The sequence below is a fragment of the Dietzia papillomatosis NBRC 105045 genome (assembly GCF_001570845.1).
Taxonomy (GTDB): Bacteria; Actinomycetota; Actinomycetes; order Mycobacteriales; family Mycobacteriaceae; genus Dietzia; species Dietzia cinnamea.
Window position 1 is genome coordinate 1 of record NZ_BCSL01000058.1, and the last position, 13,483, is coordinate 13,483.

A 13,483-nucleotide genomic window follows, 5' to 3' on the forward strand; every position below is an offset into this window, starting at 1 on the left:
CCGACTTCGTGGTCGGAGCTCTTTGCCGCCGTCTTCTTGGCCGGGGCCTTCTTCGCCGAGCTCGAGCTGCTCTTCCTGACCGACGACTTCCTCGCGGAGCCGGAGTCCTCGTCGTCGTCGTCCTCGTCGTCGTCGTCTTCGTCGTCGCTGGCTTCGTCGCTCGCCTCCTCGCGCTCTTCGACCGTGAATGCCTCTCCCCCGGCCGCCTTGGCCTCGACGAGCTCCTTGAGCTGGATCTGGTAGTCGTCCTCGTACTTCTCCGGCTCGAAATACCCGTGATCCGGACGCGGCCGAGGCCGCGATGGAGGTGTTCGTCGACCGCTCCGCCCGGTACTACCGCCGCTACCTGGCCGACGTCATCTCCCAGCCCGTGAAGTGGGAGCTCTAGCTCATACCCCGTGACGCGCCAGGTAGGCGGCGGTGGCGGCGTCAGCGGGAAGGAACGTCTCGATGACCAGTTCGGACAAGGTGACATCCAGAGCGGTTCCGAACGTTGCCATCATCGCCAGGAACGACAGACGCGCATCGCCGACCTGAACGAGCAGCGGAACATACACGGGATTCGCATCGGTGTCGGTCGGCTGTCGGTCGTCGGAACCGTGGTGGGGGTAGGCGGCCAGCTCATCGTGGAGCGAGAGCATCTCGGTGTCAGCGAACGCCAGCGCACTCCGACGAAGTCCGCCGAGCACGAATGCGCGCCACTGGGAGAGGTTGGCGATGTGAGGGGCCATGCCCTCCGGATGCAGCGTCATGCGCAGCGCGTTCAGTGGTCGCTCGGCGAGCAGATCCGGGGAGACGACCTGGGTGAGTACACCGACCGCGGCGTTGGTCTCGAGCACATTCCACGTCCGGTCCACCGCCAGGGCCGGGTACGGCTCGTGGGCTGCGAGAATCTCGCGCACCGCAGTCCGAACCGATGCCATTCCGGGAGAATCCAGGTCATTCTCGGAGTAGCGCGGCGCGAAGCCGGCGGCCATCAACAATTGGTTGCGGTCCCGCAAGGGGACATCGAGGTGCTCCGCAATCCGAAGCACCATGTCCCGGCTGGGTTGGGACCGCCCGGTCTCCACAAAACTGAGGTGACGAGTGGAGATGGCGGCCTCGTTGGACAACTCGAGCTGGCTCACTCGCCGATGCATGCGCCATTGCCGGAGCAGTGCGCCGACAGAAACGGAGGCAGCGGTGCCGGTGTTCGTCGTCATGGGACAAGTCTGTCCCAGTAAACGACGCGGCTCCATGACCTCCCAGGTAATCGACGCCACGACCCGGCTGAGTTCAGAGTGGAGTCCGGACGATCGGAACCGCCGATAGTCCGACTTCGTGGGAGGGCGACATGACCGACATCTACTACGCGGACGATCTCGAACCCGGCCAACAGATCCCACTCGGGAGCTACACCATCACCGAGGAGGAGATCGTCACCTACGCACGGCAGTGGGATCCGGTGTTCATCCACACCGACCCGACCGCGGCCGCGACAACCCCGCTCGGTGGCGTCATCGCCAGTGGACTACACACCCTGGCGATCTACCAGCGCTTGGCCGTGCCCGCCTTCTGGTCCCGTTTCACGGGAGGGGTGGGACGCAGTTTCGAGATTCAGTTCCGTCGGCCGGTGCGGCCGGGCACCACATTGACCGGACACCTGACAGTGCAAGAGATGACTCCACGACCCGAACGCGGCGATGCGAAAGTGACCATAACCGCAGAACTCGCCGACACCAGCGGCGAGACCGTTCTCGAGCTGACCAACCATTCCGTACTCCCGCTCCGCAGCCCCGGTGCGCGTGGTCGTCCCGGGCTACATTGGCGCACGTAGCGTCAAGTGGCTCGAGGAGATCGCGGTCCGCAGCACTCCCTGGGCCGGCTACTTCCAAGACGTGGTTTATCGGCTGCTGCGCGAAGACCAGTCACCTGCGCCCGGGATCGGGATGCCCCTGGGCCTGGTGGCCCTGAATTCCGACGTGGTGTCCCCCGGCCGACGGTGCCAGGGTCGCCCCGGGGCCGTTGGAGATCCGCGGTTACGCCTTCTCCGGCGGCGAGCGGTCGGTCTCTCGCGTCGACGTCTCGCTGGACCGTGGAGTGACCTGGGAGCCGGCCGAGTTGTTGAACGACCATTGTTCGCGCATGGGACACCTCGGCCGCCACGCAGCCAGAGGACGAAGCCGCGCTGTGGAACCCAAAGGGGTCCGTCAACAACGCCCGCCCCCGCATCACCGTGCACGCGGTGTCGCCCGATGAGCGCAACAGGCAACCTGACGGCTAGGTCCGCACCCCGCACTGCGACGCGGTTTCAGCATCCCGCGCCGGGTCGCACCGCGAACGGATCCCGCTGCGGCACCTCCGCGCACCGATCCTCACGATGAAGACACCCCATGCGTCCGTTCTGGGGTCAGGCGAACTATCGCAGGGCTTCGCCGAGGCGAGCGGCGGGCGTGAGGTCGGCGGCGAGACCGCCGCCGGTCGCAGCCCGGGCAAGAGCGCGACCCAGCGCAGGTGCCTGCTTGAACAGATTGTGACCGGCCACGAAAAGGGCAGAGTCTGCCTCCCACACGGCCACGCCGTCCTCGCTCCATGGGAGGTCGGTCACCCAGCAGTGAAGAAAGTCGCGCGGCTCTGGGTGGAGACCGGGCAGCGCCCGTGTCACGTATTCGCGTGCGCGTTCGTCCAGCGATCGAATCGCCGCGGGGTCGATGAACGTTCCGTCGTCGCGGACGCCGACGGTGTCGCTGAGTCCGACCGAATAACTGCTGTTGCCCGGTAGCGGCGTCGCGTACACGCCGACTTCGCCGAAGACGCCGCTGCTGTCCTGCAGGCACGCGACTCGTGCCGGGGCGGCGGCTTTCACGTCGAAGGTCAGCCGGACGTGTGCGGCAAGGCGAACCGGCAGCGACAGGCCGACGCTGCGGGCCAGGCGGGCGGTTTCGCGGCCGGCGCACACGACCACCTTGGAGTAGACAGCCCGGTCGGTGACGCTGCGCACCTCGACCGTCCCGTCGGCGCGGGGATCGATGGAGATGACCTCTGCGGTGGTGACGGCATCTGCGAGGGCACCCGCGAGTGCCGTGATCGCGGTGCGGGTGCGGATCGCGCCGCCCGACTCGTCGAGCACCGCTGGCCCCGAGTACCCAGCGAGCAGCGGCATTCGCTGGGCGAGCTCGGCTGCATCGATCTCGTGCGCTTCCACGCCGCCGACCTGGTCGAGCACCCGCAGCCGCGCCAGGGCGCTCTCGCCGATCGCTACGACACCGTCTGATGAGACCAGCTCGACGTCGAAGTGTTCGGCCCACTCATCCCATACGCCGCGGCTTTCGCGCGCGAAAGCGACGAGCCGCGGGTCGTCGTGGGCATGCCGGAAAATCCGCGACTCGCCCGCGGACTGACCCGTTCCGGGCAGACCCGCCTCGTACAAGCGCACCGGCACGCCCTGCTCCCGCAGCGCGTACGCCGTCGACAGACCGACGATTCCGCCCCCGATCACTGCTACCTCGGGTGAACGCGTCGGGGCAACGTCGTCGTCAGTTCCTGTCATCGCGGTTCCTCGATCTGTTGGGGATGGGCGATAGGCCGAAACAGAAGGGGCCGCTGCCACGACGTCAACGGGCTGTGTCAGCCCGAAGTCACCGCGCGCAGCGACCCCTCATGTCCGGGTCAGTATTCCCGGTCTGTGGTGTCAGGCGGGGAGCTTGGAAGCCAGGACGTCGAGCTTCTCGATCGTGGGTTCGGAGAACAACGTGCCGGTGTTCTCGCCGAGCGCTTCCGCCACGGGTCCGGACAGGTGGGCATCACGTCCGGCGTCGTCCGGAAAGACGTCGAAGATCCCGAACGAGGTCGGCCCGAGGCGGATCGCGAACCACGCGGTGGTGGCCTGCTCTCCCTCGACAAGCGCACGGCCGCTGTCGAGGAAGTCCTTCACCTCGTCCTCCTTGCCGGGCAACGCGTCGAACCTGACCAGCAATCCCTTGGTCACACTCATGATGTCTCCTCTTCCTTTGTCGTGGTGCCCGCGAGTTGGGACACGAGCGCGTCGCAGAACGCCGACAGATCATCGGGCGTGCGGCTGGTGATGAGATTATTGTCGACCACGACCTCCTGGTCGACGACGTTCGCGCCGGCATTGCGCAGATCCGTGCGGATGCTCGGGAAGGACGTCAGCGTGCGACCAGTGACCACACCGGCCTCGATCAACGTCCACGGTCCGTGACAGATCGCCGCCACCGGCTTACCGCTCTCGACGAAGTCCCGGACGAACGCGACAGCGTCCTCGTCGACCCGGAGCTTGTCGGGGTTCACCGTCCCGCCCGGAAGCACCAAGGCGTCGTAATCGGCCACCGAGGCCTCAGCCACCAGCCCGTCGACGCCGAACGTGCCCGCCGGATCCAGATCATTCTCGCGGGCCTGAATCTCGCCCTCGCCGACCGAGAGGACCTCGGTCCGGGCGCCGGCCCGGTCCAGTGCCTCGCGGGGTTGCTCGAGCTCGACGCGTTCGACCCCGTCCGCGGCGAGGATCGCGACTCTCCTGCCCTGCAGATCTGCTGCCACGTCAGTTCGCCTTCTTTCCGCTGGACATACCTGGCTTGATGACAACCTTGGTCCAGCCCTCGGACCTGGCGTCGAAGTTCCTGTAGGCGTCGGCGGCCTCTTCCAGCGAGATCTCGTGGGAGACGATCCAGGACGGCTTCGCCTTGCCGGCCGCGATCAGGTCTCGGAGCCGGCGGTTGTACCGCTTGACCGGGGCTTGACCGTTGCCCATGGTCTGCCCCTTGAACCAGTGGGTGCCGAAGTCGATGGCCGCCTTGCCCTGCTTGGCCAAGTCGTCCTTGGCACCTGGATCCTGGGGGACGAACACGCCGACGGTGCCGATCCCGCCGGTGAAGCGCACCGAGTTGATGAGCATGTTCAAGGTGGCCGCCGTGTCTTCGTTGCCCTGAGGATCGTGGGCCTGATAGCCCACGCACTCGCAACCACGGTCGGCTCCGAGCCCCATCGTCTCGTCCAGTACCGCCTGCACCGGGTCGGTCTTGGAGTCATCGATGGCAATCGCACCGATCTGCTCGGCCAGCGCGAGCCGGTCGGGGTGGCGATCGACCACCATCACCTTCGCGGCCCCCTTGATCGTCGCGGACAGGGCAGCCATCAGCCCCACCGGTCCGGCCCCGGCGATCACGACGCTGTCGCCCGGGATCACGCCGGCCATCTCGGTGGCGTGGTAACCGGTGGGGAAGATGTCGGAGAGCATGACGTAGTCGTTCTCCTTCTCCTGCGCATCCTCACCCAGGCGCAGCGCGTTGTGGTCGCCGAAGGGGACCCGGAGCAGCTCCGCTTGGCCTCCGCCGTACGAGCCCATGTCCGCAAATCCGTATGCCGCACCGGCGGCCGACGGGTCAGGCTGCGTGGTCAGGCAGTAATTCGTGAGACCGCGCTCGCAGTTCTTGCAGAACCCGCACGAAATGTTGAAGGGCAACACGACCCGGTCGCCCACCTTGACCTTCTCCACGCCCTGACCGACCTCCACCACCTCCCCCATGTTCTCGTGGCCGAACGTGCGGCCCTGCTCGAAGGAGGTCCGGCCCTCATACATGTGCAGGTCCGAGCCGCAAATATTGGTCGATGTCACCTTGACCAGCACATCGGTGGGACGTTCGATCTTCGCGTCCGGAACATCCGTGACCGCGACATCTCTGGGCCCCTGATAGACGACAGCCTTCATGGCGAGCCTCCAATGGTTGTGCTTGGCAAACCTCTGACTTCCCCACACTCACACGGGGATGATGCCGCGTCAACCGAATGGAGGGTGTGAAGTGGGCCGCCGTCTGGGATTGGGCAAAGAGACCGTGCGGAGGTGGGCGGTGCAGGCCGACATCGACGCCGGCGCACGCCCCGGCGTCAGCACCGACGAGGCCGCCGAGATTAAGCGACTCAAGGCCGAGAACCGGCGACTGACCGAGGACCTGGAGATCATGCGCCGGGCCTCGATCTTCTTTGCGGGGGAGCTCGACCCCCCGCAACCGGTGATCTGCGAGTTCATCGAGCAGATGAGAGCCGAGGGGCACGGGGCCCGAGTCGATTTGCCGTGGTCTGCGCAAAGCAGGTCTGCAGATCGCCGCTCGCACCCATCGGATGTGGACCTCCCCCGGCGGGCGGTAGCGGCCCGGGTCGTCAGCGACGCCGAAGTGGAGGACGTCGTCCGGCAGCTGGTGTAAAAGCCTGATGCGCAGGGACGCCGGAGGATGCAGCCAGCCGGGCTGTACGGGCATCGCAAGATGCTCGCCGAGGTACGCCGGGCCGGGCTGGCCACAGCGAGTCCGGGCGCGGTGGACCGTGCGATGCGCACGCTGGGCCTATCCGGGGTGGTTAGCCCCGGGCTAGCTGTACTGCCCACGCAGGTTGTGTACGCGGTCTGCGGGTGAGGCGCCTCGTAGCGCGGTGTGGCCGCGGTGGAAATTGTAGTGGTGCAGGAACGCCGGTAGGCGAGCCGCGCGGTCGGATTCGCTGACGTACGCGGCGGCGTAGGCCCATTCTTCGAGCATGGTGCGGTTGTAGCGCTCGACCTTGCCGTTCGTGTCTGTCGACTCGGGCTGACCCCGGATCGAAAGAGCGCATGACCACCTGGACCACCCGCGCCGAGACCGACGCGGACATCCCCGCGATCCGCGACATCATTCTGCGCGCCTTTCCCACCGCCGCCGAGGCCGACATCGTCGACGCCCTCCGCGCTGACCCTGCCGCGTGGATCGACGGGCTGTCGATGATCGCCGCAACCACCGACGGACGTCCGGTGGGCCACGCGCTGCTCACCCGCTGCCACGTCGGGGACGAGCCCGCCCTCCGGCTTCGGCATCCGCGCGTCGTTCGACGTCCCCGACGAGGCGTTGATGGCCCTGCCCCTCGACGACTCCCCTGCTGTCCCGGGCGGCGTCATCCGCTATCCCGCGGCGTTCGGGGTGTAACCGCGCGCGCAGTCGCGGCGACCGCGGGACCGTGAAGGCGGGGTGACCTCGTCGTCGTCGTAGGCTTGGCGACCATGTCTCCGACCGCGAACCTACGCCAGGAGCTCGACGCCGCCCGGGACCGATTCGAGCAGTACCGCGTCTTCGTGAGCACGGCGTTCGACGATCGGCCCGCAGGCGAGCTGTCCCGGGCCGTCGAGGCGGTGCTGCCGGACCTGGCATTCCATGAGGGGCAGGCGGTCGCGGCGGCGGTGGCTCTGGATCGGTTGGGCGCCGGCGCCGATCAGCCCGCGGTGATCCGGGCACTGGATCTGCTGCTCCTCGAGCAGCAGGCCGCGCGGCGCAGCCGGGACTTCCTGGCCGGCGTGGCCCGGGTCCTCGCCAACGTGAGGCGGCGCGAGGCGGGTTAGCCGGGTGGTCGGCGCCGGCGGGTTTCGCCGGGCGGCCGGGGCCGGCCAGCCGGGGCCACCGCGCGCAGCGGCGGCCGATCGGGCAGGCGGGGGCGGCCGGGCACGCCCCGGCAGCGCGACCGGAAACAATGGGTGCATGGCATCCCCGGAACAGCGCGCACAGTTCGAGCTCCTCGCCCCTCTCCTCGCCCGCGAGGGCGTCGATGTGTGGACCGCGTCCGTCGCTGACCTCGACGCCGGGATGGAGCGCGCCAAGCAGCGCCACGCCGCCGCGGTCGCCCGGGTCCGCGCTGTCCTGGACGCCCACGCCCGCGCCGACATCTCGGCCGCCGGCGCGGTCCGGGACCGGGCACGTGTGGCTGACGCTCCGGAGGGCATGGCCGAGCTGTGCGAGGCGGTGCTGCTCGACTGCGACGCCGCCACCGGCATCCGCACCGTGGTCCGCAAGCACGGGCCGGCGTCCGCGCTCTACGCCGCCGCGGCCATGACAGCGGCGGTCTTCAGCCGGTGGGCCGCACACACCGGGGACTCGATGGCTGAGGTCGTCGCCGCGCACGCCTGAGGGGCGGGCGCGAGCGGCCCGTTCCCGGTACCGCATGACCCGCGCAGCTCACCGAGTGGTCACAAAGGCAGCTCTTCAAACCTTTCTACCTGCGAGAACTTGAGCGGGCGTGACCACTCGGCGGTCCCCGCAGGTGCAACTTCTTCGCCCTGCTTTGCCACGGCCATTTTGGCGGGCGCCTTCGTCGCTGCGGCACTTCCGGCCGATGTTCTTCCGGCCGAGCTGCTCGCGCTCACCGTGCTGGCGGCCTCACTGGCGGAGCCGGTGCGCTCGTCGTCGTTGTCGTCGTTCTCTATACGCCCCGGCGCTCCGCGCCCAGGTAGGCCAGCACCGCCACCACCTGGGCGCGTGGCCGTGAGTAGCGTCGGCTCCTCCTCCGGCGAAGTGCGGCGAGTGGTTGGCCGGGATCTCCTGACTCACCGCCCCGCGGGCGACCGCGTCTCGATAGCGGGCGGGATCGACCGAGCCGACGGTCGGCGGGGTTGGAGGGGTGGCCATGGCGACCAGCTTGCCCCTCACGAGCGGAGAGTTGCACCGGTCCGAGGCTCACCGAGTGGGCGAAGACGCAGCCGTTCCGGCGACGCGTCCTGGGAAAACGTGGGCGGGTGTGACCGCGCGATGGGACTGCTACACGGTGGGCGCGGTCAGGCCGACTTCTTGGCCGGCGTCTTGCGGGCCGTCGACTTCTTCGCCGGGGCCTTTTTCGCGGTGGACTTTGAGGCTGTCGACTTCTTCGCCGTGCCCGAGCCGGAGCTGCCGGAGTCCGACTTGGAGGACGTCGACTTCTTGGCAGTCGACTTCCTCGCCGCGGCCTTCTTTGCGGGAGTCTTCTTCGCCGCCGTCTTCTTGGCCGGGGTCTTCTTCGCCGAGCCGCTTCCGCTCTTCTTGCTGGCGGTCTTCTTGGCGGAGCCGGAGTCCTCGTCGTCGTCGTCCTGGTCGTCGGCGTCGTCCGCCTTACCGCCCCGGTCCTTCACACTCGCCCGCAGAGCCGCGAGGAGATCGGCCACCTCGTCGTCGCCGTCATCGTCGCCCGAGGTGTCCTTCTCCTCCACCGTGAACGCCTCACCGCCGGCCGCCTTGGCCTCGATCAACTCCTTGAGCTGATTCTGGTAGTCGTCCTCGTACTTCTCCGGCTCGAAATCCGCCGCCATGGTCTCGATGAGCGACGCCGCCATCTTGACCTCCTGCGGCCGGACCTTCGCCTCCTTGTCCAGGCCCTCCAGGATCGCCGGGCGGATCTCATCCGGCCACAGCAGCGTCTGCAGCATCAGCACGTCCTTGTACACCCGCAGGGCGCAGAGGCGAGTGCGATTGCGCAGCGTGAATGTGCAGATGGCGAGGCGGTCCGTCTGCTGCAGGGCCTCCCGCATCAGCACGTACGCCCGGTTGGAGCGCGACGCCGGCTCCAGGAAGTATGCGTTGTCGAACGCCACCGGATCCACCTGGTCCGCCGGGACGAACTCCGTCACCTCGATCTCGTGGTTCTGCTCCACCGGCAGGCTGGCCAAGTCCTCCTTGGTGAGGATGACCATCTCGCCCTCTTCGGACTCGTACGCCTTGGCGATGTCGGAGAACTCGACCTCCTCGCCGTTGTCGTCCCGCACCTTCTTGTAGCGGATGCGGACGCCGTCCTTCTTGTCCACCTGCCGCGCGTGCAGGTCGTGGTCCTCCGTCGCCGCGTACACCTTGACCGGCACGTTGACCAGACCGAACGAGACCTCGCCCTTCCAGATGGATCGCATATAGGGAGTATGCGACAGATGCGGGGCGGCGGCAGCCGGACGGGAGGGCGGTGGCGGGGTGGCGCGGTGCCGCGAGGCGATTAGCAGACGGCACCTTTCCCCCGCGCTAGAAAACCCGGAGCCCGAAGTCTCCAGCGACCGCTTGGAGAGCGGCGTTGCTCAGCTCAAGGCCCATGCGACTGCGGACCTGCAGCTCCGTGCCGTCAAAGACAGCCCAACACTCGTGGTTGCCGAGGCGCGAAACGTAGCGAATTCCCGAATATTCTGGCGCGCCGTTGGAGTCAGTGGCTGCGTAGATCCACGTGGAGATTGCTCGTGTCACAGCGCGGTTGGGACCGCGAACAGTGGCCACATCGAGCACGCTCACCCCCAGCGCGTCGAGTTGCGGGGCCATCGCCGAGGTGAGGAACTCGTGGGTGGCGGGATCCTCGACGTCCACGAAAGGTAGCGGATCTATCGTCTCCGCTTCGATCATTAATCGCCGCGTGCGCCAGTCCTGTGGGACACCGCCGCACATCACGAAACCAGGGTCTTCGTCAGCCGCGATTGCACGCATCGCAGCCGTCGGCCGAAAGCGCGCTAACGTCTCGGCGAAGCAACCGGCCTCGTCGGTCCCGAAGTACAGCACGCCCCCGCCGGCCACATCGAAGCGGTTTCCCGAACGAGTAAGCGCCGCGTCCGCGGCGTTAATTCGAGAATGGTCGAGTTCACGTCCGCGCCGGGCGACTCGGTACAAGGTCGCCGGCGGATGAATCACAGTGGGTCCGCGAAGATGTGAAGCCGCCATCACCTCAACCGCCGGCCACGAACGCCCGGGCGGCGGCCATAACCTCGCGGTGCTGACCTTGTGCGAGCGCCTCGGCCGGCGAGACGTCGTCCAGCTGCGGGTTCATACCCATGAACCACGCGCGCACTGTTTGAGGTGAATCCACAGTTTGGATCAGCTGGAACACCTGAAAGGCGACCCGCAGATTCGCCTCTCCCGAAGCACGAGCTGCAGTCCCCTCGGCCCATCGGTTGACGGTGCGCCGATCGACGCCCGCGATGTGCGCGGTCAGCGCCGAGCCGAGGTGGTCAATCAGGAAGCGGGCGATGTCCTGGGTCGACCCTGTTACAGCGCTGCGGTGCGCCGCGCTCGACCGAGCGCCTGCATTGGTGTCCGTGGCCATTTCTTTAGCTCCCCACTAAGATGTCGCACTCCCGTCTCACCAATGTCCCATAAACGTCCGGCCCGTGTCAGTGCGCTGAGAGCGTCCGCACAAACTGGGCTGAGGGTAATTCGCAGCCTGCGCGCAACGCCCGCGCCCAGGAGTCCGGCGTGAGGTCGCTCACCTCGTCGTCGTCACATAATCTTGGCGGCCCCCTCCCACGAGCCAGGTGGCGCCAGCCCACCGATCGGCCGACGGCCCCGCGGAAGGCACCTGGAAAGCTGTCCCCATGCCCGCCGACGTCGCGCCCCTGCTCCTGCTCGTGGCGGCGTCGGCCGTCATCCTCGGGACCGTGCTGCAGCGGGTCAGCGGGATGGGGGTCGGGCTCGTGGTCTCGCCGACGCTCGCGCTGCTGCTCGGGCCCGTCACCGGCGTGCTGCTGACCAACATCACGACCGTCGTCTCCGCCGTGCTCATCGGCATCACGCTGCGCCACGACATCGACTGGCAGCGCTACCGACGCCTCGCTCCCCTCATCGTCGTGGGATCCGTCCCCGGCGCGCTCTTGGTCGGCGCTGCGGACCGCCACTGGCTCGAGGTCATCATCGGCGTCGCACTGATCGGCACGCTGCTCACGACCGCGCTGGTGCGGATCCCGCCCATGAGCGGTCGCCTCCCCGCCGCCGCAGCCGGCACCGCCGGAGGATTCCTCAACACCGCCGTCGGCGTCGCCGCGCCCGCCATGCTGGTCTACGCGCAGGCCACCAACTGGCAGCAGCGGTCGTTCGCCGCGACCCTGCAGCCGATCTTCGGGACCATGGGCCTCGTCTCGGTCCTCGTCAAGGTCGGGCTCGGAGCGGCGCCGGTGTCCGAACTGCCGCTGACGGTGGTCGCGCTGGTCGTGGCGATGGTGCCGATCGGCATCGTCATCGGCGGCCTGGTCGCGCGGCGGGTGCCCGCGGCCGTCGGGCGCAAGGTGGCGATCGTCGTGGTGACCGTCGGCGCGCTCAGCCTGCTCGGGCGGGGACTGGCGGGCGTGATCAGCTGACCCGTCCCCCGGGTGGGTGAGCGAGCGCAGAAGCTATGTCGACGACGAGTCCTCCGCCGAACTCCAGATCGTCGAAGGCGGACAGCACTTCCTCACCGCCTCCGACCCCCAGACCGCCAACGCGGCGACGTTGGCCTTCGTGGAGAAGTGGAGCTAGCGCTGCGGGCTGCGCTGAGTCTCCTCGGGCGAACGCCCGGCGGCTGCGGCCGCCGGGCGTTCGTCGTCTTTGTTGTTGGTCGTCACCACCGATAGTCGAGGAATTTTCCGTCGAGGGTGATCACCACCCGGTCCCCATCGGGGTCCGGCCGGCGCCGAAAGTCGACCTGGAAGTTGATCGCGCTCATGATGCCGTCCCCGAACTCCTCGTGGATGAGTGCTTTGAGCGCCGGGCCGTACACCGAGAGCGCCTCAGCGAATCGGTAGATCGTCGGGTCCGCCATCTGCTCCGGCGGCGTACCGCGGCTGGGCTGCCGGGCCAGGCTCTCGGCGACGTCCTCACCCAGGCCGAGCAGTTCGCAGACCGACCGCGCCTGCTGGGCCGTCATCGGATGTTGGCCCAGCAACGCGGCGGTGGTCCACACCAGCGGGGCGCCCAGGTGCTCGGCCAACTCCGACCACGTGCGGCCCTGGCGGATACGGGCGGAGTCGACGAGGGCGGCGGCGTCGCGCTTGGACATGATCGGGTTCACGGGGGATTCCTCCTGGTGGGGTGCGGTCGCGGTGAGGGTCGGCCGGGTCAGGCCGGGGCGCCGGCGGGTTCCACGTCGGCCCGGGCGGACTCGGCCTGCAACGGCCGCCGCGCCTTGGTGCGGGCGTGGGTGACGTAAAGGGTCAGGCCCACGAAGAGCAGGCCGCCGACCAGGTTCCCGGCGACCGTGGGGATCTCGTTCCACACCAGGTAGTCGCCCAAGGAGAAGTCGCCGCCCAACATGAGTCCGGTCGGGAACAGGAACATGTTGACCACCGAGTGCTCGAAGCCCATGTAGAAGAACAGCATCACCGGCATCCACATGGTCAGCGCCTTGCCGCTCACACTGGTCGACATCATCGCCGCCACCACCCCGGTGGAGACCATCCAGTTGCACAACACGCCACGGAAGAACAGGGACGCCATCCCGGCCGCGCCGTACTCCTTGTAGCCCAGGGTCCGCGCCTCGCCGATCTCCCCGAGGCGCTGGCCCACCTCGTCGGGCGCAACGTTGAACCCGTAGGTGGTGATGAACGCGATGAGGAACGCCACCGTCAGCGCACCGGCGAAGTTGCCGACGAAGACCAAACCCCAGTTGCGGAGCATCCCGCCGAGCGTGACCCCTCTGCGCTTGTCGAGCAGGGCCAGCGGCACCAGCGTGAACACGCCGGTCAGCAGGTCGAAGCCGAGTAGGTACAGCAGAATGAACCCGACGGGGAACAGCACCGCCCCGAGCAGGGCGCTGCCCGTCTGCACGGTGACCGTCACGGCGAACGCCGCCGCCAACGCCAGGATCGCCCCGGCCATGAAGCCGCGGATCAGCGTGTCTCGGGTGGACATGTGAACCTTCTTGGCCCCGGCGTCGATCATCGCCCGGGTGAAGTCCTCTGGTTGAACGTAGGACACGTCGTCTCCTCCAGCTCTGCGGTAGCCGCGCT

At 68.0% G+C, this 13,483-nt stretch carries 18 protein-coding genes and 3 pseudogenes; 10 read left to right on the plus strand and 11 right to left on the minus strand.

The annotated features are described in order from the left end of the window. Nucleotides 1-243, plus strand: a 243-nt coding sequence (locus tag DPA01S_RS17085) for a hypothetical protein (RefSeq protein ID WP_198150819.1), incomplete at its 5' end; no start/stop codon positions are given. Between the two features lie 146 nt (nucleotides 244-389). Here the strand turns inward: DPA01S_RS17085 and DPA01S_RS14610 are convergent. Next, nucleotides 390-1,202: a helix-turn-helix domain-containing protein gene (locus DPA01S_RS14610; RefSeq protein WP_061917450.1), complete on the minus strand. Its 813-nt coding sequence runs from the start codon at nucleotides 1,200-1,202 to the stop codon at nucleotides 390-392. A 131-nt stretch (nucleotides 1,203-1,333) separates the two neighbouring features. On the opposite strand from DPA01S_RS14610, the gene DPA01S_RS14615 reads away from it, so the two are divergent. The 3 genes and pseudogenes from DPA01S_RS14615 to DPA01S_RS17625 all read left to right on the plus strand — a co-directional run bounded on the left by DPA01S_RS14615 (nucleotide 1,334) and on the right by DPA01S_RS17625 (nucleotide 2,263). Beyond that, nucleotides 1,334-1,816 (plus strand): MaoC/PaaZ C-terminal domain-containing protein, encoded by a 483-nt coding sequence (locus tag DPA01S_RS14615; RefSeq protein ID WP_063935662.1) that lies wholly within the window; start codon nucleotides 1,334-1,336, stop codon nucleotides 1,814-1,816. Between the two features lie 137 nt (nucleotides 1,817-1,953). Beyond that, nucleotides 1,954-2,100, plus strand: a pseudogene (locus DPA01S_RS17620) (hypothetical protein); the annotation flags it as partial. Between the two features lie 13 nt (nucleotides 2,101-2,113). Further along, nucleotides 2,114-2,263: a hypothetical protein gene (locus DPA01S_RS17625; RefSeq protein WP_369691787.1), complete on the plus strand. Its 150-nt coding sequence runs from the start codon at nucleotides 2,114-2,116 to the stop codon at nucleotides 2,261-2,263. A 135-nt stretch (nucleotides 2,264-2,398) separates the two neighbouring features. On the opposite strand, the gene DPA01S_RS14620 is transcribed toward DPA01S_RS17625, so the two are convergent. The 4 genes from DPA01S_RS14620 to DPA01S_RS14635 all read right to left on the minus strand — a co-directional run bounded on the left by DPA01S_RS14620 (nucleotide 2,399) and on the right by DPA01S_RS14635 (nucleotide 5,707). Further along, complete coding sequence (locus tag DPA01S_RS14620) at nucleotides 2,399-3,529, minus strand: NAD(P)/FAD-dependent oxidoreductase (RefSeq protein ID WP_198150821.1); 1,131 nt, start codon at nucleotides 3,527-3,529, stop codon at nucleotides 2,399-2,401. A gap of 141 nt (nucleotides 3,530-3,670) precedes the next feature. Continuing rightward, the gene (locus DPA01S_RS14625; protein WP_061917455.1) at nucleotides 3,671-3,973 is read right to left on the minus strand and encodes a putative quinol monooxygenase; all 303 of its coding nucleotides are present in this window, start codon (nucleotides 3,971-3,973) and stop codon (nucleotides 3,671-3,673) included. Further along, nucleotides 3,970-4,539, minus strand: coding sequence for a type 1 glutamine amidotransferase domain-containing protein (locus DPA01S_RS14630; RefSeq protein WP_061917458.1), 570 nt, complete (start codon nucleotides 4,537-4,539; stop codon nucleotides 3,970-3,972). Before DPA01S_RS14630 ends, DPA01S_RS14625 begins: the two co-directional genes overlap by 4 nt. 1 nt (nucleotide 4,540) lies before the next feature. Then, nucleotides 4,541-5,707, minus strand: coding sequence for a glutathione-independent formaldehyde dehydrogenase (locus DPA01S_RS14635; protein WP_061917460.1), 1,167 nt, complete (start codon nucleotides 5,705-5,707; stop codon nucleotides 4,541-4,543). A 139-nt stretch (nucleotides 5,708-5,846) separates the two neighbouring features. Here DPA01S_RS14635 and DPA01S_RS16525 point away from each other — a divergent pair, with 139 nt between their 5' ends. Further along, complete coding sequence (locus DPA01S_RS16525; RefSeq protein WP_096906846.1) at nucleotides 5,847-6,200, plus strand: hypothetical protein; 354 nt, start codon at nucleotides 5,847-5,849, stop codon at nucleotides 6,198-6,200. Between the two features lie 162 nt (nucleotides 6,201-6,362). On the opposite strand, the pseudogene DPA01S_RS16530 reads toward DPA01S_RS16525, so the two are convergent. After that, a pseudogene (locus DPA01S_RS16530) lies at nucleotides 6,363-6,566 on the minus strand (integrase core domain-containing protein); the annotation flags it as partial. A gap of 32 nt (nucleotides 6,567-6,598) precedes the next feature. On the opposite strand from DPA01S_RS16530, the pseudogene DPA01S_RS16535 reads away from it, so the two are divergent. The 3 genes and pseudogenes from DPA01S_RS16535 (at nucleotide 6,599) to DPA01S_RS14650 (ending at nucleotide 7,919) form a co-directional block, all read left to right on the plus strand. Beyond that, nucleotides 6,599-6,947 (plus strand): annotated as a pseudogene (locus DPA01S_RS16535) (GNAT family N-acetyltransferase). A 74-nt stretch (nucleotides 6,948-7,021) separates the two neighbouring features. After that, the gene (locus DPA01S_RS14645; protein WP_061917463.1) at nucleotides 7,022-7,357 is read left to right on the plus strand and encodes a hypothetical protein; all 336 of its coding nucleotides are present in this window, start codon (nucleotides 7,022-7,024) and stop codon (nucleotides 7,355-7,357) included. A gap of 136 nt (nucleotides 7,358-7,493) precedes the next feature. Beyond that, nucleotides 7,494-7,919: a hypothetical protein gene (locus DPA01S_RS14650; RefSeq protein WP_061917466.1), complete on the plus strand. Its 426-nt coding sequence runs from the start codon at nucleotides 7,494-7,496 to the stop codon at nucleotides 7,917-7,919. Between the two features lie 644 nt (nucleotides 7,920-8,563). On the opposite strand, the gene ku is transcribed toward DPA01S_RS14650, so the two are convergent. The 3 genes from ku to DPA01S_RS14665 form a co-directional block, all read right to left on the minus strand. After that, nucleotides 8,564-9,661 (minus strand): non-homologous end joining protein Ku, encoded by a 1,098-nt coding sequence (gene ku, locus DPA01S_RS14655; protein WP_061917469.1) that lies wholly within the window; start codon nucleotides 9,659-9,661, stop codon nucleotides 8,564-8,566. Nucleotides 9,662-9,767: 106 nt separating this feature from the next. Further along, a complete protein-coding gene (locus DPA01S_RS14660) occupies nucleotides 9,768-10,418 on the minus strand; it encodes an RES family NAD+ phosphorylase (protein ID WP_232303181.1) in 651 nt (216 codons plus the stop codon). 34 nt (nucleotides 10,419-10,452) lie between these two features. Further along, nucleotides 10,453-10,830: a hypothetical protein gene (locus DPA01S_RS14665; protein ID WP_061917472.1), complete on the minus strand. Its 378-nt coding sequence runs from the start codon at nucleotides 10,828-10,830 to the stop codon at nucleotides 10,453-10,455. Nucleotides 10,831-11,098: 268 nt separating this feature from the next. On the opposite strand from DPA01S_RS14665, the gene DPA01S_RS14670 reads away from it, so the two are divergent. Further along, complete coding sequence (locus DPA01S_RS14670) at nucleotides 11,099-11,857, plus strand: sulfite exporter TauE/SafE family protein (RefSeq protein ID WP_061917474.1); 759 nt, start codon at nucleotides 11,099-11,101, stop codon at nucleotides 11,855-11,857. A gap of 16 nt (nucleotides 11,858-11,873) precedes the next feature. Then, a complete protein-coding gene (locus DPA01S_RS16540; protein ID WP_232303182.1) occupies nucleotides 11,874-12,014 on the plus strand; it encodes a hypothetical protein in 141 nt (46 codons plus the stop codon). 82 nt (nucleotides 12,015-12,096) lie between these two features. Here the strand turns inward: DPA01S_RS16540 and cynS are convergent, their stop codons facing one another. Both cynS and DPA01S_RS14680 read right to left on the minus strand, forming a co-directional pair. Continuing rightward, on the minus strand, nucleotides 12,097-12,546 hold the full coding sequence (gene cynS, locus DPA01S_RS14675; protein ID WP_061917477.1) for a cyanase: 450 nt from the start codon (nucleotides 12,544-12,546) through the stop codon (nucleotides 12,097-12,099). 47 nt (nucleotides 12,547-12,593) lie between these two features. After that, entirely contained in the window at nucleotides 12,594-13,451 is an 858-nt protein-coding gene (locus DPA01S_RS14680; protein ID WP_063935663.1) for a formate/nitrite transporter family protein, read from the minus strand. Nucleotides 13,452-13,483: the final 32 nt, after the last annotated feature.